Source organism: Pseudomonas sp. AOB-7 (assembly GCF_003696305.1).
In the GTDB taxonomy this organism is placed as follows: Bacteria; Pseudomonadota; Gammaproteobacteria; order Pseudomonadales; family Pseudomonadaceae; genus Aquipseudomonas.
Genome location: NZ_RFFK01000006.1, coordinates 295392 through 314687, shown reverse-complemented (window position 1 = coordinate 314687; position 19296 = coordinate 295392). Strand labels below are relative to the sequence as shown.

Genomic DNA, 19296 nt, shown 5'->3' with positions numbered 1-19296 from the left:
TCAGTGCTCTGCCGCCGGCCCGCCGATGGGCTTCTCGGGACGAGAGACCTCGTCGACCTTGGCCTGCGGCGCACCGGAGTCGCCGCCGCCATCCCAACCGCGCGGCTCACGCGGCTCGCGGCCATTCATGATGTCGTCGATCTGATCGGCGTCGATGGTTTCGTACTTCATCAGCGCCTCGGCCATGGCGTCGAGCTTGTCGCGGTTCTCCACCAGCAGCTTCTTGGCGGTGGCGTAGCACTCGTCGATGATGCGCCGCACCTCCTCGTCGATCAACTTGGCGGTTTCGCCGGACACATTGCTGTGCTGGCTGCCCATGCTGCGACCGAGGAACACCTCGCCCTCTTCCTCGGCATACATCAGCGGACCGAGTTTCTCGGACAGGCCCCACTTGGTCACCATGTTCTTGGCCAGCTGGGTGGCGCGCATGATGTCGTTGGAGGCGCCGGTGGTAACACCGTCGAAGCCCAGGGTCATTTCCTCGGCGATACGGCCGCCGAACAGCGAGCAGATCTGGCTGATCAGCGCGCGCTTGGACAGGCTGTAGCGATCCTCTTCCGGCAGGAACATGGTCACACCCAGGGCGCGACCGCGCGGAATGATCGACACCTTGTAGACCGGGTCGTGCTCGGGCACCAGACGCCCGACGATGGCGTGACCGGCCTCGTGGAACGCGGTGTTGAGCTTCTCCTTGTCGGACATGACCATGGTCTTGCGCTCGGCGCCCATCATGATTTTGTCCTTGGCCAGCTCGAACTCCTTCATTTCCACCACGCGCTTGCCGGCGCGGGCGGCGAACAGCGAGGCCTCGTTGACCAGGTTGGCCAGGTCGGCGCCGGAGAAACCCGGGGTGCCGCGGGCGATCACCGCCGGCTGCACGTCGTCGCTCATCGGCACCTTGCGCATATGCACCTTCAGAATCTGCTCGCGGCCGCGGATGTCCGGCAGGCCGACCACCACCTGGCGGTCGAAACGACCGGGGCGCAGCAGTGCCGGGTCGAGCACGTCGGGACGGTTGGTGGCGGCGATGACGATGATGCCGTCATTCATTTCGAAGCCGTCCATCTCCACCAGCAGCTGGTTGAGGGTCTGCTCGCGCTCGTCGTGCCCGCCGCCCATGCCGGCGCCGCGATGGCGACCGACGGCGTCGATTTCGTCGATGAAGATGATGCACGGCGCGTGCTTCTTGGCCTGATCGAACATGTCGCGCACGCGGCTGGCGCCGACGCCGACGAACATCTCGACGAAATCGGAGCCGGAGATGGTGAAGAACGGCACTTTTGCTTCGCCGGCCACGGCCTTGGCCAGCAGCGTCTTACCGGTACCTGGCGAGCCGACCATCAGCACGCCACGCGGGATACGTCCGCCCAGGCGCTGGAACTTGCCCGGGTCGCGGAGGAATTCCACCAGCTCGCTGACCTCTTCCTTGGCCTCGTCGCAACCGGCGACGTCGGCGAAGGTGGTCTTGACCTGGTCTTCGGAGAGCAGGCGCGCCTTGGACTTGCCGAAACTCATCGGCCCGCCCTTGCCGCCAGCGCCCCCCTGCATCTGGCGCATGAAGAACATGAACACGGCGATGATCACCAGAATCGGGAAGCTGGCCACCAGCAACTGGGTCCAGATGCTCTGCTGCTCGGGCTGCTTGCCCTCGATGACCACGTTGTTGTCGATCAGGTCGCCGATCAGGCCGCCGTCCTGGATCGCCGGACGAATGGTCTTGAAGCCTTCGCCGTCGGTACGCTTGCCGGTGATCACGAAACCGTCGACGGTGACGCGCTCGACGCGCCCCTCCTTGACCTGCTCGATGAACTGCGAGTAGCTCAGGGTCTGTGGCTCGCTCGGGCTGGAGAAGTTGTTCATCACGGTGACCAATACGGCCGCGATGATCAGCCACAGGATCAAGTTCTTTGCCATGTCGTTCAATTAGCTACCCTCTGAAGCAGGCCTCGTGGCGAAGCAGGCTTCCCATGACGACCAGTGATATACCGACCTAACTTACACCAAACGCCCGCATCTGGCAGGCACCGTCTGTAACCCTTTATTAGGTCTCTAACATTGAGACCCGCTCCGGGCGCGCCGGTTTCACCCTAGACCCCGCGAAATCCGCGGGCCAGCAGGTACTGCTCGCGGGAGCGATCGCGCGACGACAGCGGCTTGCGCATCTGCACCTTGTCGAACGTCTCGCGCACTTGCTTGTGGTAGGCGTCGAAACCTTCGCCCTGGAAAATCTTGATCAGAAAATCGCCGCCCGGACGCAGCACGCGTCCAGCCAGATCCAGCGCCAGCTCGCACAGGTACATGGCGCGCGCCTGATCGGCGGTTCTCACCCCACTCATATTGGGGGCCATGTCGGAAATCACAAGGTCCACCGGGTTTTCCCCGATGGCTTCGAGAATCCGCGCGAACACCGCATCGTCGGTGAAGTCGCCCTGGATGAAGGCAACGTCGGGAATGGCGTCCATCTCCAGGATATCGGAGGCGATCAGCCGACCTTTGTCGCCGATCACCCGACTGGTCACCTGCGACCAGCCGCCCGGTGCGGCGCCCAGGTCGACCACGGTCATTCCCGGGCGCAGGATGCGGTCCTTGTCCTGGATCTCCAGCAGCTTGTAGCTGGCGCGCGAACGATAGCCGTCCTTCTGCGCCATCTTCACGTAGGGATCATCGAAATGTTCTTTCAGCCAACGCTGGCTGGTCTTGGAACGGGCCACGCAAAACCTCGGATTTAACGGGTCATGAATAACCGCGCCGGCTCGGGTAAGATAGGCGCCGTTTTTCCAGACCGAACTTAGGGGTCAGATTATGCCGCTCACTCAAGAGCAGAAGAAACAGTTCAAATCTATCGGCCACCACCTGAAACCTGTATTGATCGTGGCCGACAACGGTTTGACCGAAGGCGTGCTGGCCGAATTGGAGCGCGCCCTGAACGATCACGAACTGATCAAGGTGCAGCTGCGCGTCGCCGAGCGCGAAGACCGCCTGGCCGCCATCGAGGCGCTGTGCCAGAGCGGTCGGGCCGAACTGGTACAGGTGATCGGCAAGATGGCCCTGCTCTATCGCAAGAACCCCAAGCCGAACCGCAACCTGTCCAACGTGATTCGCCACCAGGGCTGAGCCGCGGCATCAAGCCCCGCGCGCTTGCCCCGGCACGGGCTGCAGCACCAGCAGCAGCCCGCAGAATGCCATCACCAGGTAGCTGAAGCGTAGCCACTGCCCGGCCTCCGGCCAGTAGCGCAGCACCACGCCATAACTCAGCGCCATGACCGCCACGGTCAGCAGCAGCTGGCCGCGCAAGTCGCGCCAGAGGCTCACCAGCCCCTCGCCGCGCAGCAGCGCCACCAGCTGCACGCCGACGCAAACGGCAGTCATCCCCACCAGCAGCGGCACCAGCCGCGTGGCGATCTCCTCGACCAGCAGCGGCGCCAGGCCGAGCTGGCCGATGGCCGGCAGGATGACGAACTGCAGCAACCACAGGCCACCGACCCAGAGCGTCTGGGCCAGCTGCCAGCTGACGGCGCCGGCCCGCGACGGCTGGCTCAGCTTATAGGTGGCGGACTTCGACAATCTCGTACTCGATCAGGCCGCTGGGCGTCTGTACGGTCACCACGTCGCCCTCTTCCTTGCCCACCAGGGCGCGGGCGATGGGCGAGCCGACGGAGATCTTGCCCTGCTTGATGTCGGCCTCGTCCTCGCCGACGATCTGGTAGGTCACGCTTTCGTCGGTCTCGACGTTGGCGATTTCCACCGTGGTGCCGAAGATCACCTTGCCGGTGTGGGCGATGCTGGTGACGTCGATGATCACCGCATTCTGCAGGCGGCCTTCGATGTCACGGATACGCGCCTCGACCATGCCCTGCTGCTCGCGCGCGGCATGGTATTCGGCGTTTTCCTTGAGGTCGCCCAGCTCGCGCGCCTCGCCGATGGCCTGGCTGAGCTGCGGGCGCAGCACCTTGGTCAGGTGCGCCAGTTCCTCTTCCAGGGCGCGGGCGCCCTGGACGGTCATGGGGTATTTATTCATGCCTTGATTCCTGCATGCAGATCCTGCAGCCGGCGCACGGTCTTCTCGGGACCGAACTTGAGCGCCTCGCAGACCGCCTGCCCCGCCGCGATGGTGGTGGTGCAGTAGATCTTGTGCTGCAGAGCGTTACGACGGATCGAGTAGGAGTCAGCGATGGACTGACGCCCCTCGGTGGTGTTGATGATCAGGGTGACTTCGTCGTTCTTGATCATGTCGACCACGTGCGGACGACCTTCGGTCACCTTGTTGACCCGACGCACCGGCAGCCCGGCGGCCTCGATCACCTTGGCGGTGCCGGCGGTGGCGACCACCTCGAAGCCCAGCGCCACCAGGTCGCGGGCGACCTGCACGGCTTCCGGCTTGTCGTCTTCGCGCACGCTGATAAAGGCGCAGCCGGAGTTCGGCAGGATCTCGCTGGCGCCCAGCTGGGCCTTGGCGAAGGCCTCGCCGAAGCTGTCGCCGACGCCCATGACTTCACCGGTGGACTTCATTTCCGGGCCGAGGATGGGGTCGACGCCCGGGAACTTGGCGAAGGGGAACACCGCTTCCTTGACGCTGAAGAACGGCGGGATGATTTCCTTGGTGTAGCCGACCTCGGCCAGGCTCTTGCCGGCCATGACCCGAGCGGCCACCTTGGCCAGGGACTCACCGACGCACTTGGAGACGAACGGCACGGTACGCGAAGCGCGCGGGTTGACCTCGATAACGTAGATGTCCTCGCCCTGCACGGCCATCTGCACGTTCATCAGGCCGACCACGCCGAGCTCCAGGGCCATCTTCTTGACCTGCTCGCGGATCTCGTCCTGGATGTGCGCCGGCAGCGAGTACGGCGGCAGCGAGCAGGCGGAGTCACCGGAGTGCACGCCGGCCTGTTCGATGTGCTGCATGATGGCGCCGATCACCACGGTCTCGCCGTCGCACACCGCATCCACGTCCACCTCGATGGCGCAGTTGAGGAAGCGATCCAGCAGCACCGGGCTGTCGTTGGAGACTTTGACGGCCTCGCGCATATAGCGCTTGAGCTCTTCTTCCTGGTAGACGATTTCCATGGCCCGGCCGCCCAGCACGTACGACGGACGCACCACCATCGGGTAACCGATGCCCTTGGACAGGGCCAGGGCCTCGTCTTCGCTGCGCGCGGTGGCGTTGGCCGGCTGGCGCAGGCCGAGGCGCTGGACCATCTGCTGGAAGCGCTCGCGGTCTTCGGCGCGGTCGATGGCCTCGGGGCTGGTACCGATGATCGGCACGCCGGCCTCTTCCAGGGCGCGGCAGATCTTCAGCGGGGTCTGGCCGCCGTACTGCACGATCACGCCCTTGGGCTGCTCGACGCGGACGATTTCCAGCACGTCCTCCAGGGTCACCGGCTCGAAGTACAGGCGGTCGGAGGTGTCGTAGTCGGTGGAGACGGTTTCCGGGTTGCAGTTGACCATGATGGTCTCGTAACCGTCTTCACGCATGGCCAGCGCCGCGTGCACGCAGCAGTAGTCGAACTCGATGCCCTGGCCGATACGGTTGGGGCCGCCGCCGAGGATCATGATCTTGTCGCGGGTCGACGGCGCGGCCTCGCACTCTTCCTCGTAGGTCGAGTACATGTAGGCGGTGTCGGTAGCGAACTCGGCGGCGCAGGTGTCCACGCGCTTGTACACTGGCAGCACTTTCAGCTTGTGGCGGTGAGCACGCAGGCTCTTCTCGGAAACGCCCAGCAGCTTGGCCAGACGCGCATCGGAGAAGCCCTTGCGCTTGAGCTTGAACATCAGCTCGTAGTCGATGGCGGACAGCCCGAGGGTCTTGACCTTCTCCTCTTCCCTGACCAGATCCTCGATCTGCACCAGGAACCACTCGTCGATGCGGGTCAGCTCGAACACTTCGGCGACGCTCTTGCCGGCGCGGAAGGCATCGGCCACGTACCAGATGCGGTCGGCGCTAGGCACGGTCAGCTCGCGACGCAGGGTGCTTTCGGCTTCCGGGTCATGGAGGTCGAGCTTCGGATCGAAGCCGGCAACGCCCACTTCCAGGCCGCGCAGGGCTTTCTGCACCGACTCCTGGAAGGTACGGCCGATGGCCATGACTTCACCCACGGACTTCATCTGGGTGGTCAGGCGGGCGTCGGCCTTGGGGAACTTCTCGAAGGCGAAACGCGGAATCTTGGTCACGACGTAGTCGATGGCCGGCTCGAAGGATGCCGGGGTGCGCCCGCCGGTGATGTCGTTGGAGAGCTCGTCGAGGGTGTAACCGACGGCCAGCTTGGCGGCGATCTTGGCGATCGGGAAACCCGTGGCCTTGGAGGCCAGCGCCGAGGAGCGCGACACGCGCGGGTTCATCTCGATCACCACCATGCGCCCGGTATTCGGGCAGATGCCGAACTGCACGTTGGAGCCGCCGGTTTCCACGCCGATCTCGCGCAGCACCGCCAGCGAGGCGTTGCGCATGATCTGGTATTCCTTGTCGGTCAGGGTCTGCGCCGGCGCGACGGTGATGGAGTCGCCGGTGTGCACGCCCATCGGGTCGAAGTTCTCGATGGAGCAGACGATGATGCAGTTGTCCTTCTTGTCGCGGACCACCTCCATCTCGTATTCCTTCCAGCCGATCAGCGATTCGTCGATCAGCAGCTCGTTGGTCGGCGACAGATCCAGACCACGGGCGCAGATTTCCTCGAATTCCTCACGGTTGTAGGCGATGCCGCCGCCGGTGCCGCCCATGGTGAAGCTCGGGCGGATGATGCAGGGAAAGCCCACCATCTCCAGCACGCCGTAGGCTTCTTCCATGCTGTGGGCGATACCGGAGCGCGGGCAGGCCAGGCCGATGGATTTCATCGCCTTGTCGAAGCGCGAGCGGTCTTCGGCCTTGTCGATGGTGTCGGCGTTGGCGCCGATCATCTCGACGCCGAACTTCTCCAGCACGCCGTGGCGCTCCAGGTCCAGGGCGCAGTTCAGCGCGGTCTGGCCGCCCATGGTCGGCAGCAGGGCGTCCGGGCGCTCCTTCTCGATGATCTTGGCCACGGTGGCCCACTTGATCGGCTCGATGTAGGTGGCGTCGGCCATCGACGGGTCGGTCATGATGGTGGCCGGGTTGGAGTTCACCAGGATGACGCGGAAACCTTCTTCCTTCAGCGCCTTGCACGCCTGGGCGCCGGAGTAGTCGAACTCGCACGCCTGGCCGATGACGATGGGGCCGGCGCCGAGGATCAGGATGCTTTTGATATCTGTACGTTTTGGCATGGGGTAACTCTCGAATTCCTGGACTCAGCGATCAGCGACGGGCCGCCATGGCGGAGATGAAGCGGTCGAACAGCGGGGCCACGTCGTGCGGGCCGGGGCTGGCTTCCGGGTGGCCCTGGAAGCTGAACGCCACCTTGTCGGTACGCTCGATGCCCTGCAGGGTGCCGTCGAACAGCGACTTGTGGATCGGCCGCAGGTTGCTCGGCAGGCTGTTCTCGTCCACGGCGAAACCGTGGTTCTGGCTGGTGATCATCACCACGCCGGAATCCAGATCCTGCACCGGATGGTTGGCGCCGTGGTGGCCGTGGCCCATCTTCAGGGTCTTGGCGCCGGAGGCCAGGGCCAGCAGCTGGTGGCCGAGGCAGATGCCGAACACCGGGATCTCGGTCTCGAGGATTTCCTTGATCGCGGCGATGGCGTAGTCGCAGGGCTCGGGGTCGCCGGGGCCGTTGGAGAGGAACACGCCGTCCGGGTTCAGCGCCAGCACGTCCTTGGCCGGCGTCTGCGCCGGCACCACGGTCAGGCGGCAGCCGCGGGCGACCAGCATGCGCAGGATGTTCAGCTTGACACCGTAGTCGTAGGCAACCACGTGGTAAGGCAGTTCGGCCGCGGCGATTTCCGGGTGGCTGTCGCTGTCCAGGTTCCACACGCTGGAGCGCCACTCGTAGGGCTGCTCGCAACTGACCACCTTGGCCAGGTCCATGCCCTTGAGGCCCGGGAAGCTTCGCGCCAGCTCCAGCGCCTTTTCTTCGGTGGCGCCTTCGCCCGCCAGGATGCAGCCGTTCTGCGAGCCCTTCTCGCGCAGGATGCGGGTCAGGCGGCGGGTGTCGATGCCGGCGATGGCGACGGTGCCGTTTTCCTTGAGGTATTCGTCCAGCGGCTGCTTGTCGCGCCAGTTGCTGGAGATCAGCGGCAGATCGCGGATGATCAGGCCGGCGGCCCAGACGCGGTTGGACTCGGCATCCTCCGGCGTGGTGCCGGTATTGCCGATATGCGGGTAGGTCAGGGTGACGATCTGCTGGGCATAGGAAGGATCGGTGAGGATTTCCTGATAGCCGGTCATGGCGGTGTTGAACACCACCTCTCCGATGGTCTGGCCATCGGCCCCGATGGATTCGCCGCGAAAGATGCTGCCGTCAGCGAGGGCCAGAATGGCGGGTTTAGGGGCTGGCTTAGTCAAGAAGACCTCCGTCTCGATCAAGGCTTGAAGCAAACGCAGATTGTAAAAAAGCGGGATGACGTGTGAAGGTCATCCCGCTTTTTTATCAGAGCCATTTCTGCGTAACTTTTAGTGGACACACTAAAGCGGGAAGCTTACAGGAAAACCCTTTTTCGGTCCACCCGATATGACCCGTGCGTCGTATCGAGCCTGTAGCCGGACGCCATCCGGGGGGACTTGCGTCGCTGCATCCCCGGATTTCATCCGAGCCAGGGCTCGGCAGCCTTTGCGCTGAGCCCGCCGGCTGCGCCCGACACGCCCTATTTCAGCCCCAGCACGTCCTGCATGTCGTACAGGGCCGGCGCACGGCCTTGCAGCCACAGCGCCGAACGCACCGCGCCCTTGGCGAAGGTCATGCGACTGGAGGCCTTGTGGGTGATCTCCACCCGTTCGCCGTCGGCGGCGAACAGCACGGTGTGGTCGCCGACCACGTCGCCGGCACGCACGGTGGCGAAGCCGATGGTTTCGCGCGCCCGGGCACCGGTCTGGCCTTCGCGACCGTACACCGCGACCTTCTGCAGGTCGCGGCCGAGGGCATCGGCCACCACTTCACCCATGCGCAGCGCGGTGCCGGACGGCGCGTCGACCTTGTGCCGGTGGTGGGCCTCGATGATCTCGATATCGACATCGTCGCCCAGCACGCGAGCGGCGGTGTCCAGCAGCTTCAGGCAGAGGTTGACGCCGACGCTGAAGTTGGCGGCGAAGACGATGGGAATCTGTTTGGCCGCCTCGCTCAGCAGCTGCTTCTCTTCCGCGGTGAAGCCGGTGGTGCCGATCACCATGGCCTTGCCGGCGGCGCGGCAGATTTCCAGGTTCTTCAGGGTCACCGAGGGGTGGGTGAAGTCGATCAACACGTCGAACTCGGCGGTCGCGGCGGCGAGATCGCCGACCAGCGCCACGCCGATCTTGCCCAGGCCGACCAGTTCGCCGGCATCGGCGCCGATCAGGCTGCTGTCCGGACGGTCGATGGCGGCGGTCAGCTGCGCGCCCTCGGCCTGGCGCACGGCTTCGATCAGGGTCTTGCCCATGCGCCCGGCGGCGCCCATCACTGCGATACGTTGCATAGCATCAGCTCCAAGCTGCAAGCCTCAAGCTGCAAGCCATGCCTGCAGCCTGAGGCCAGGGTTTTATACGTCGCCGAAGAAGCGCTTGACGCCTTCGAACCAGCCACTGGCCTTGGGCGAGTGGGAGTCGTCGCCCTGCAGCGACTTGCGGAACTCGTCGAGCAGCTCGCGCTGGCGCTTGTTCAGATTGACCGGGGTTTCCACCGCCACCCGGCACATCAGGTCGCCCGCCGCACCGCCGCGTACCGGCGCCACGCCCTTGCCGCGCAGACGGAACAGCTTACCGGTCTGGGTACCTTCGGGGATCTTCAGCTTGACCCGGCCATCGAGGGTCGGCACTTCCAGCTCGCCGCCCAGCGCCGCGTCGGCGAAGCTGATCGGCACCTCGCAGTACAGGTGCTTGCCGTCGCGCTGGAAGATCGCGTGCTCGCGCACGTTGACCACCACGTAGAGGTCGCCGGCCGGCCCGCCATGGGAACCCGCCTCGCCCTCGCCGGACAGGCGGATGCGGTCGCCGGTGTCGACGCCCGGCGGCACCTTGACCGACAGGGTCTTGCTCTCTTCCACCCGGCCCTGGCCGTGACAGCTGCCGCAGGGGTCGGTGATCATCTTGCCGCTGCCATGGCAGCGCGGGCAGGTCTGCTGCACAGAGAAAAAGCCCTGCTGCATGCGCACCTGGCCGATACCGCCGCAGGTGGTACAGGTCACCGGACTGGTGCCCTTCTTCGCGCCCGAACCATCGCAGGTCTTGCAGCCGACCAGGGTCGGCACGCGGATGGTCACGGTGGTGCCGCGCACCGCCTCTTCCAGGTCCAGCTCCAGGGTGTAGCGCAGATCCGAGCCGCGCTGGGCGCCACCGCGCGAACCGCCGCGGGCGCCGCCGAAGAAGTCGCTGAACACGTCGCCGAAGATGTCGGAGAAGTTGGCGCCGCCGAAACCGGCGCCACCGCCGCCGCCCATCTGCGGGTCGACGCCGGCATGACCGTACTGGTCATAGGCCGAACGCTTGCCGGCGTCGGAGAGCACTTCGTAGGCCTCGTTGGCCTCCTTGAATTTTTCCTCGGCGCCCTTGTCGTCCGGGTTGCGGTCCGGGTGATACTTCATCGCCAGGCGCCGGTAGGCCTTCTTCAGCTCGGCCTCGCTGGCGCCGCGCTCCACACCCAGGACTTCGTAATAGTCTCGTTTTGCCATAGTCGTGCTGCACTCTCAGATTCGTGAGCTCCAGATACGCCGACGCGGGAGAGGGCTCCCGCGCGGCGAATCCTGCCCGTCGCCAGGCGACGGTGGAGCGAAAGCAGGGGCGGTTCGCGTGCGAACCGCAGCCCTTACTTGTTCTCCTTGACCTCTTCGAACTCGGCGTCGACCACGTCGTCGGCGGCGCCTTTGGCATCGCCGTCACCCGGCTGGGCGGCGCCGGCCTGCGGCTGCTCGGCGTACATCTTCTGTGCCAGCGGCGTGGTGGCCTCGGACAGGGCGTTCATCTTGGCTTCGATGGCGGCCTTGTCGTCGCCCTTGAGCGCGACTTCCAGATCGCCGATGGCTTTCTCGATGGCCGCTTTCTCGGAGGCGTCAGCCTTGTCGCCGGCCTCGGTGAGCATCTTGCGGGTGGCGTGCACCAGCTGATCGCCCTGGTTGCGCGCGGTGGCCAGCTCCTCGAACTTGCGGTCTTCCTCGGCGTTGGCCTCGGCGTCGCGGATCATCTGCTCGATCTCGTCCTCGGACAGGCCGGAGTTGGCCTTGATCACGATGGACTGCTGCTTGCCGGTGGCCTTGTCCTTGGCGGACACATGGAGGATGCCGTTGGCGTCGATGTCGAAGGTCACTTCGATCTGCGGCACGCCGCGCGGCGCCGGCGGAATCTCGGCCAGATCGAACTTGCCCAGCGACTTGTTCTGCGCGGCCTGCTTGCGCTCGCCCTGCAGCACGTGGATGGTCACGGCGCTCTGGTTGTCGTCGGCGGTGGAGAACACCTGCGACTTCTTGGTCGGGATGGTGGTGTTCTTCTCGATCAGCGCGGTCATCACCCCGCCCATGGTCTCGATACCCAGGGTCAGCGGGCTGACGTCGAGCAGCAGCACGTCCTTGACGTCGCCGGCCAGTACCGCGCCCTGAATGGCGGCGCCCATGGCCACGGCTTCGTCCGGGTTGACGTCCTTGCGCGCTTCCTTGCCGAAGAATTCGGCGACGGTCTTCTGCACCAACGGCATGCGGGTCTGACCGCCGACCAGGATCACGTCGTCGATCTTGGCCACGTCGATACCGGCGTCCTTCAGCGCGATGCGGCACGGCTCGATGGTGCGCTGCACCAGGTCCTCGACCAGCGACTCCAGCTTGGCGCGGGAGATCTTCACGTTGAGGTGCTTGGGCCCTGTGGCATCGGCGGTGATGTACGGCAGGTTGACGTCGGTCGACTGACTGGAGGAGAGCTCGATCTTGGCCTTCTCCGCAGCTTCCTTCAGGCGCTGCATGGCCAGCGGGTCGCCCTTGAGGTTCATGCCGGTTTCTTTCTTGAACTCGTCGACCAGGTAGTCGATCAGGCGGATGTCGAAGTCCTCGCCACCGAGGAAGGTGTCGCCGTTGGTAGCCAGCACCTCGAACTGGTGCTCGCCATCGACTTCGGCGATCTCGATCACCGACACGTCGAAGGTACCGCCGCCCAGGTCATAGACGATCACGGTGTGGTCGCCCTTGGCCTTGTCCATGCCATAGGCCAGCGCCGCTGCGGTCGGCTCGTTGATGATGCGCTTGACGTCGAGACCGGCGATGCGGCCGGCGTCCTTGGTGGCCTGGCGCTGGCTGTCGTTGAAGTAGGCCGGAACGGTGATGACGGCCTCGGTGACCGGCTCGCCCAGGTAGTCCTCGGCGGTCTTCTTCATCTTCTTCAGCACTTCGGCGCTGATCTGCGGCGGTGCCATCTTCTGGCCGTTGACCTCGACCCAGGCGTCGTTGTTGTCGGCCTTGACGATCTTGTACGGCACCATCTGGATGTCTTTCTGCACCACTTCTTCGTCGAAGCGGCGGCCGATCAGACGCTTCACCGCGTACAGGGTGTTGTGCGGGTTGGTCACTGCCTGGCGCTTGGCCGACTGGCCGACGAGGATTTCGCCATCGTTGGCGTAAGCGATGATCGACGGCGTGGTGCGCGCGCCTTCGGCGTTCTCGATCACCTTGACGTTGCCGTTTTCTAGAATGGAGACGCAGGAGTTGGTGGTCCCCAGGTCGATACCGATGATTTTGCCCATGAATGTTCTCCCGAAACTTTGATTTTTCCGTCGCCTGGTTTCGCCGGCGGCGGTAGCACTAAAACGCTTGACTTAGAAATGGGGACGGCGCGGCGGATTTCAAGCCTGCTCATCGATGGACGGCTGCGGCGTCAGCGGCGCCTTGCTGACCACGACCATGGCCGGACGCAGCAGGCGACCGTTGAGCAGATAGCCCTTCTGGAACACCTTGAGCACCGAGTTGGGCTCGGCGTGGATGCTCTCCTCCATGGCCATGGCCTGGTGGTGTTCCGGGTTGAACGGCGCGCCGTGCGGATCGATGGCTTCCAGCTGGTAGCGCGCCAGGGTGTCGTGGAACAGCTTGAGGGTCAGCTGCATGCCTTCGCGCACCGCCTTGATTGCCTCGTCGTCCGGGCTGGACAGTTCCAGGCCGCGCTCCAGGCTGTCGACCACCGGCAGCAGGTCGTTGGCGAATTTTTCCAGGGCGAACTTGTGCGCCTTCTCCACGTCCTGCTCGGCGCGGCGGCGCACGTTCTGCAGGTCGGCAGCCATGCGCAGCGACTGATCCTGCGCAGCGGCCAGTTGCTCTTCCAGCGTTTGCACGCGAGCAGCCAGGTCGTCGCCCGCCGCCGCGGCCTCAGCCGCCTGCGCCTCGGGGTTCTGCGTATCCAGGGTCTGTTCGTCAGCCATGCCTCTCTCCTCTCGAATAAACCGGCGCGAACTCGACTCGCGCACCTGCCCGCCTATATGGAGCCAAATCCCCAGCTTTCAAGGGGCGATAGGGAGGATTGTCAGGAAAAGAAAAAACACTGTATAAATAACCAGACTTCACTTCGGGAGCGTTCGCCATGCTGGTGCACCTGTCCATTCACAACTACGCCATCGTCGACCACCTCGATCTCGAGCTGGACCGCGGCATGAGCGCCATCAGCGGCGAGACCGGCGCCGGCAAGTCGATCATGCTCGACGCCCTCGGCCTGTGCCTAGGCGACCGCGCCGACAGCGGCGTGGTGCGCCCCGGCAGCGACAAGGCGGACATCCTCGCCAGCTTCGACCTGAGCGACATCGCCGAAGCCCGCGCCTGGCTCGCCGAACGCGACCTGGACCACGACGGCCCGTGCATCCTGCGCCGAGTGATCACCGCCGAGGGCCGCTCGCGCGGCTACATCAACGGCAGCCCCTGCCCGCAGGGCGACCTCAAGGCCCTCGGCGAGCTGCTGATCGATATCCACAGCCAGCACGAGCACCAGTCGCTGCTGAAGACCGACACCCATCGCCGCCTGCTCGACGAATACGCCGCCAGCCAGGAGCTGGCGCGCCAGGTGCAACTGGCCGCACAGCGCTGGAAGCAGACGCGCAACGAGCTGCAGCGCGTTTCCAGTCAGGGCGACGAGCAACGCGCCCGCCATCAATTGCTCAGCTACCAGCTGGAAGAACTGGACAACCTGGCCCTGGGCGAGCACGAACTGGAACAGCTGGAACAGGAGCACAAGGCCCTGAGCAACGCCGAAGCTCTGCTCGGCGCCTGCCGTCAGGTGCTGGAGCTGTGCAGCGAGAGCGATGCCGGCAACGTGCTGTCGGCACTAACCGCCAGCCTCAATCGTCTCGGCGGCTTCGCCGGCCAGGGCGGCGCCCTCGGCGAAGCCAGCAACCTGCTGGCCAGCGCACAGATCCAGGTGGAAGAAGCGGTCGGCGAGCTGAACCGCTTCCTCGATCACTTCGACGCCGACCCCGAGCGCCAGCAATACCTGGAAGAACGCCTGGACAGCATCTACACCCTGGCGCGCAAGCACCGCATCCAGCCCGGCGAACTGGCCGCCCTGCAGCAGCAACTGTTCGAGGAGCTGGAAGGGCTGAACGCCGACGACCAGGCCGGCGAGCGCCTGGCCGAGGAGCTGGCCGCCTACGCCCGCCACTACCGGGAAAAGGCCGAAGAACTCAGCGCCCTGCGCGCCCAGGCCGCCGCACGCCTGAGCGCCGCGGTGGAGCAGGAGATGCAGGCGCTGGGCATGCCCGGCGGGCGTTTCAGCATCCAGCTGCAACCGCTGGACAGCGACGAGCCGCAGGCCGGCGGCCTGGAGAGCGTGGAGTTCCTGGTCAGCGCCAACCCCGGCCAGCCGCTGCGCGCGCTGGCCAAGGTGGCCTCGGGCGGCGAACTGTCGCGCATCAGCCTGGCAATCCAGGTGATCACCGCGCAGACCTCGCGCGTGCCGACCCTGGTGTTCGACGAAGTGGACGTCGGTATCGGCGGCCCCACCGCCGAAGTGGTCGGCCAGCTGCTGCGTCGCCTCGGCGAACGCGGCCAGGTGCTGTGCGTCACCCACCTGCCGCAGGTGGCCGCGCAGGGCCATCAGCACCTGTTCGTGCACAAGCGCCGCGACGAGGACGCCACTGCCACGGCGGTGAGCAAGCTGGACAACGACGGCCGTATCGAGGAAATCGCGCGCATGCTCGGCGGCGTCGATCTGACCAAGGAATCCCTGGCCCACGCGCGCAAGATGGTGAGCAAGGCCCAGGCCGCCTAAGCGGAGCCTGGCCCGGATGCGATCCGGCAATGCTCGGCATGGCCCGCCGGCCTTCATCCGGGCAACGGAAAACCGAAAAACAAAAAGGCGACCCTCGGGTCGCCTTTTTCATTGCAGCAGAAGCATCAGCTCTTCTTGCGCACGTACAGCACCAGATTGTGATCCACCAGTTCGAAACCGTGCTCCTTGACGATCTCCTTCTGGCGCTTCTCGATCTCCGCATCGAAGAACTCGATCACTTCGCCGGAATCCACGCAGACCATATGGTCGTGGTGGCCGCTGTCGGCCAGCTCGAACACCGCGTGACCGCCGTCGAAGTTGTGGCGCACTACCAGGCCGGCCGCTTCGAACTGGGTCAGCACGCGGTACACGGTGGCCAGGCCGACGTCTTCGCCGGCTTCCATCAGCGCCTTGTAGACGTCTTCCGCACTCATGTGACGGTGCTCGGCGTTGTCGAGCATCTGCAGGATTTTCACCCGTGGCAGAGTCACTTTCAGTCCAGCTTTGCGCAGTTCGCTATTTTCAACCATGGTCTGCTTTCTCATGGATGCTGCTTCGCAGCACCCTTCAATACGGGTATGATCCGGGGTTCAAGTTGCCCAAGATAGTGGAAGTCACCCTCCGATGCAAAAAACCAAGCTCTTGCTGACCAGCCTGTCGCTGACCGGGCTCTTCGCACTCGCCGGTTGTTCATTCCCCGGGGTTTACAAGATCGACATCCAACAGGGCAATGTCGTGACACAGGACATGATAGACCAGCTGCGCCCGGGAATGACCCGACGCCAAGTGCGGTTTATCATGGGCAATCCGCTGATCACCGACACCTTCCACGCCGACCGCTGGGACTACCTCTACAGCATCCAGCCGGGCGGCACTCAGCGCCTGCAGGAGCGCGTCAGCCTGGTGTTCGACGGCAACGATCAACTGGTCGGCCTGGCCGGCGACTTCATGCCCGGCGTCAGCCGCGACCAGGCGATTCTCGGCGAGGACAGCGGCGTGACCACCCCGCAAGCCCAGCCGCAGCAACAGGACGAAACCCCGCCCGTACCGGGCTCGCTGCTGGAGCAGATCCAGCGCGAAGTGGACCAGGTGGAGACCGTACCGGTACCGGTACCGGAGCCACTGGATACCGATCCGCAGTAACACCCAGACATAAAAAAGCCCGGAGCGATCCGGGCTTTTTTATGTCTGGCGAGCGCCTCTCAGGCCTGCTCTCCGCCTTCTTCTTTCGCCTTGGCCTTGGCCGCACGCTGTTTGCGCACTTCCTTGGGGTCGGCGATCAGCGGCCGGTAGATTTCCACCCGTTCGCCCTCCTCCAGCACCCGCTCCTCGGGCTTGGCCACCGCCTTGCCGAAGATGCCCAGCGGCGCCTGCTGCAGGTCGAGGCCGGGAAAATGCTGCTGCATGCCCGAGAGCAGCGCCGCCTCGCGCACCGTGGTGCCGGCCGGCACCGACAGGCGTAACAGTTTTTGCTTGTCGGCCAGGGCGTAGACCACTTCGATGGCGATGTTGCGCTTATCCATACAGCTGCTTGGCCCTTTGGCAGAAGGCGTCGACCAGGGTGTTGGTCGCCTGGTTGAACAGAGGCCCCAGGGTAGCGCGCACCAGCGGGCCGGCATAGTCGAAGGAGAGGTCCAGGCTGATCTTGCAGGCCTTGTCGCCGAGCGCCTTGAACTCCCAAACGCCGTGCAGGCGGGTGAACGGGCCCTCCTGCAGGTTCATCTCGATGCGCTGCCCGGGCTGCAGCGTGTTGCGGGTGACGAAGCGCTGGCTGAGGCTGCCCTTGGCCACCTCCAGGCTGGCCAGCATATGGACCTCGCTGACCTCCAGCACCTGGCTGGCGCGGCACCAGGGCAGGAATTCGGGATAGCTGGCCACGTCGTTGACCAGGTCGAACAGTGCCTGCGCCGGATAGGGCAACAGCGCCGAGCGTTGGATGCGCGTGGTCATTTATTTGCTCAGCTCCGCGACAAAGACGATCAGCACGCCGATCGGCGCCACCACGCGAATCAGCCAGAGGGCCAGATTGAACAGCAGCGGACTTCTGATCGCCAGCTCTTCGCGCACCGCGTCGCGGCTCAGCACCCAACCGGCGAACAGGGCGAAGGACAGCCCGCCCAGCGGCAGCAGGATGCGGCTGGTGAGGTAGTCGATGCTGTCGAAGAAGGTCTTGCCGCCCTCGGCGCCCCACTGCAGCAGGTGGAAGCCGTCATCGGCGAAGACGAAGAACTTGGCCTCGGCCCAGAGGTTGAACGACAGCACGGTGCCCATGCCCACCAGCCAGCACAGCAGCGCCAGCACGGCGGTCACCTGCGCGCGGCTGCGCGCGGTCTTCTCGACGAAGTAGGCCACCGCCGGCTCGAGCATGGAGATCGACGAACTCCAGGCCGCCACCGCCACCAGCACGAAGAAGATCAGCCCCATGACCTGGCCGAAGGCGATATTGCCGAAGGCAATGGGCAGGGTGACGAACATCAGGCCCGGACCGCCGCCCGGCTCCAGGCCGGCGGCGAAGACGATGGGAAACAGCGCCAGCCCCGCGGTCAGCGCCACCAGGGTGTCGAGCACGCCGACGGTGAGCACCGTGGCACCGATCGAGGCCCGCTTCGGCATGTAGGCGCCGTAGACCATGATCGAACCGACGCCGACGCTGAGGGTGAAGAAGGCATGGCCCATGGCGGCGAGGATGCCGTCCTGCACCTTGCTCGGATCGAAATGGAAGAGGAAGTCGAAGCCCTGCCAGAAGTGCCCAGTGGTGAAGCTGTAACCCAGCAGCACCAGCAGCAGGACGAACAGCAGCGGCATCATGATGCGCAGGCTGCGCTCCAGGCCGGCGACCACGCCCTTGGCGATGACCACGGCGGTGAGCAGCATGAACAGGCTGTGCCACAGGGTCAGGCGCCAGGGATCGCCGGTCAGGCCGCCGAAGGCGGCGCCGGCGCCGTCGGCCGTGACCCCGGTAAAATCGCCGCGGCCCATGCCCAGGATGTAGTCCAGCGACCAGCCGGCCACCACGCTGTAGAACGACAGGATCAGCAACGCGGCGACCATGCCCACCAGCGCCGCCAGCGACCAGTGCTTCGAGGCACCGGCCTCGACGGCCAGGCTCTTCATGGCGTTGACCGGACTCTGCCGGCCGCGGCGGCCGATCAGGGTCTCGGCCAGCATGATCGGCACGCCGACCAGGGCGATGCAGAACAGGTACATGACGACGAAGGCCCCGCCGCCGTAGACCCCGGTCATGTAGGGAAACTTCCAGATATTGCCGAGGCCGACCGCCGAGCCGGTGGCCGCCAGGATGAACACCCAGCGACTGGCCCAGGCACCGTGAATCGAGACTTTGTCGTTCGCCATATGCGGCCAAACCCATGCTGCGGGAAAAAAGATCGCGCATTGTCGGAGATTCGCTGCATGGGCTCAAGTTCGGCGCCGGCTCCGCCCATAGCGCAGGCGTTGGCGACTCCCTATAATGCGCGCCCTATGGCTAAGCAAAAGAAACATCCCCAAGGCACCATCGCGCTGAACAAGAAGGCGCTGCACGACTACTTCATCGAACACAAGTTCGAGGCCGGCCTGGTGCTGTCCGGTTGGGAAGTGAAGAGCCTGCGCGCCGGCAAGGCGCAGCTGGTGGACAGCTACGTGCTGCTCAAGGACGACGAGGCCTGGCTGATGGGGGCGCACATCACCCCGCTGCAGACCGCCAGCACCCACGTCATCGCCGACCCGACCCGTACCCGCAAGCTGCTGCTGAACAAGCGCGAGCTGGACAAGCTGTTCGGCTCGGTGCAGCAGAAGGGCTACACCTGCGTGGCGCTGTCGCTGTACTGGAAGCAGCACCTGGTCAAGTGCGAGATCGCCCTGGCCAAGGGCAAGAAGGACTTCGACAAGCGCCATGTCGAGAAGGAACGCGACGCCGACCGCGAAGTGCAGCGCGCCATGCGCAGCAAGGGCAAGGACGACTGAGCACTCAGCAGGGTGTCGCGGCGCCGCCCAGGCCGCGCGCCCCTGTACGCCCGCAGCACCAGGCCGGT

General features: G+C 65.1%; 18 protein-coding genes. 4 read left to right on the top strand and 14 right to left on the bottom strand.

The genetic code is table 11. From position 1 onward, the window contains the following. Entirely contained in the window at positions 1-1914 is a 1914-nt protein-coding gene (gene ftsH / locus EA796_RS14405; protein WP_122109086.1) for an ATP-dependent zinc metalloprotease FtsH, read from the bottom strand. Between the two features lie 173 nt (positions 1915-2087). After that, positions 2088-2711 carry a 23S rRNA (uridine(2552)-2'-O)-methyltransferase RlmE gene (gene rlmE, locus EA796_RS14400; RefSeq protein WP_021444609.1) on the bottom strand — a complete coding sequence of 208 codons (624 nt, stop codon included), beginning with the start codon at positions 2709-2711 and terminating at the stop codon, positions 2088-2090. Positions 2712-2802: 91 nt separating this feature from the next. On the opposite strand from rlmE, the gene yhbY reads away from it, so the two are divergent. Continuing rightward, the gene (gene yhbY / locus EA796_RS14395; protein WP_031303274.1) at positions 2803-3114 is read left to right on the top strand and encodes a ribosome assembly RNA-binding protein YhbY; all 312 of its coding nucleotides are present in this window, start codon (positions 2803-2805) and stop codon (positions 3112-3114) included. Positions 3115-3123: 9 nt separating this feature from the next. Here yhbY and EA796_RS14390 read toward each other — a convergent pair whose 3' ends face one another. The 8 genes from EA796_RS14390 to grpE form a co-directional block, all read right to left on the bottom strand. Further along, positions 3124-3564 carry a DUF4149 domain-containing protein gene (locus EA796_RS14390; RefSeq protein WP_122109085.1) on the bottom strand — a complete coding sequence of 147 codons (441 nt, stop codon included), beginning with the start codon at positions 3562-3564 and terminating at the stop codon, positions 3124-3126. Then, the gene (gene greA, locus EA796_RS14385; RefSeq protein ID WP_021444612.1) at positions 3542-4018 is read right to left on the bottom strand and encodes a transcription elongation factor GreA; all 477 of its coding nucleotides are present in this window, start codon (positions 4016-4018) and stop codon (positions 3542-3544) included. Before greA ends, EA796_RS14390 begins: the two co-directional genes overlap by 23 nt. Next, positions 4015-7236 (bottom strand): carbamoyl-phosphate synthase large subunit, encoded by a 3222-nt coding sequence (carB, locus tag EA796_RS14380; RefSeq protein ID WP_122109084.1) that lies wholly within the window; start codon positions 7234-7236, stop codon positions 4015-4017. Before carB ends, greA begins: the two co-directional genes overlap by 4 nt. 31 nt (positions 7237-7267) lie before the next feature. Next, positions 7268-8416, bottom strand: coding sequence for a glutamine-hydrolyzing carbamoyl-phosphate synthase small subunit (gene carA, locus EA796_RS14375; RefSeq protein ID WP_122109083.1), 1149 nt, complete (start codon positions 8414-8416; stop codon positions 7268-7270). Positions 8417-8715: 299 nt separating this feature from the next. Then, on the bottom strand, positions 8716-9519 hold the full coding sequence (dapB, locus tag EA796_RS14370) for a 4-hydroxy-tetrahydrodipicolinate reductase (RefSeq protein ID WP_122109082.1): 804 nt from the start codon (positions 9517-9519) through the stop codon (positions 8716-8718). A gap of 63 nt (positions 9520-9582) precedes the next feature. Further along, the gene (gene dnaJ, locus EA796_RS14365) at positions 9583-10710 is read right to left on the bottom strand and encodes a molecular chaperone DnaJ (RefSeq protein WP_031303276.1); all 1128 of its coding nucleotides are present in this window, start codon (positions 10708-10710) and stop codon (positions 9583-9585) included. Between the two features lie 134 nt (positions 10711-10844). Next, on the bottom strand, positions 10845-12761 hold the full coding sequence (gene dnaK, locus EA796_RS14360; protein WP_021444617.1) for a molecular chaperone DnaK: 1917 nt from the start codon (positions 12759-12761) through the stop codon (positions 10845-10847). Positions 12762-12860: 99 nt separating this feature from the next. Then, positions 12861-13430, bottom strand: coding sequence for a nucleotide exchange factor GrpE (gene grpE / locus EA796_RS14355; RefSeq protein ID WP_122109081.1), 570 nt, complete (start codon positions 13428-13430; stop codon positions 12861-12863). A 158-nt stretch (positions 13431-13588) separates the two neighbouring features. Here grpE and recN point away from each other — a divergent pair, with 158 nt between their 5' ends. Further along, positions 13589-15265 (top strand): DNA repair protein RecN, encoded by a 1677-nt coding sequence (recN, locus tag EA796_RS14350; protein ID WP_122109080.1) that lies wholly within the window; start codon positions 13589-13591, stop codon positions 15263-15265. Positions 15266-15390: 125 nt separating this feature from the next. On the opposite strand, the gene fur is transcribed toward recN, so the two are convergent. Further along, on the bottom strand, positions 15391-15795 hold the full coding sequence (gene fur, locus EA796_RS14345) for a ferric iron uptake transcriptional regulator (RefSeq protein WP_031303278.1): 405 nt from the start codon (positions 15793-15795) through the stop codon (positions 15391-15393). Positions 15796-15889: 94 nt separating this feature from the next. Between fur and EA796_RS14340 the strand changes: the two genes are divergently transcribed. After that, the gene (locus EA796_RS14340; RefSeq protein ID WP_122109079.1) at positions 15890-16408 is read left to right on the top strand and encodes an outer membrane protein assembly factor BamE; all 519 of its coding nucleotides are present in this window, start codon (positions 15890-15892) and stop codon (positions 16406-16408) included. Between the two features lie 59 nt (positions 16409-16467). Here EA796_RS14340 and EA796_RS14335 read toward each other — a convergent pair whose 3' ends face one another. From EA796_RS14335 to EA796_RS14325, 3 genes are read right to left on the bottom strand one after another with little or no spacing between them, the layout of a single operon-like run. Further along, a complete protein-coding gene (locus EA796_RS14335; protein WP_122109078.1) occupies positions 16468-16788 on the bottom strand; it encodes an RnfH family protein in 321 nt (106 codons plus the stop codon). Continuing rightward, entirely contained in the window at positions 16781-17215 is a 435-nt protein-coding gene (locus tag EA796_RS14330) for a type II toxin-antitoxin system RatA family toxin (protein WP_021444623.1), read from the bottom strand. Before EA796_RS14330 ends, EA796_RS14335 begins: the two co-directional genes overlap by 8 nt. Beyond that, the gene (locus EA796_RS14325) at positions 17216-18619 is read right to left on the bottom strand and encodes a sodium-dependent transporter (RefSeq protein ID WP_021444624.1); all 1404 of its coding nucleotides are present in this window, start codon (positions 18617-18619) and stop codon (positions 17216-17218) included. A 126-nt stretch (positions 18620-18745) separates the two neighbouring features. On the opposite strand from EA796_RS14325, the gene smpB reads away from it, so the two are divergent. Next, positions 18746-19228: an SsrA-binding protein SmpB gene (smpB, locus tag EA796_RS14320; RefSeq protein WP_021444625.1), complete on the top strand. Its 483-nt coding sequence runs from the start codon at positions 18746-18748 to the stop codon at positions 19226-19228. The last annotated feature ends 68 nt before the right edge of the window (positions 19229-19296 follow it).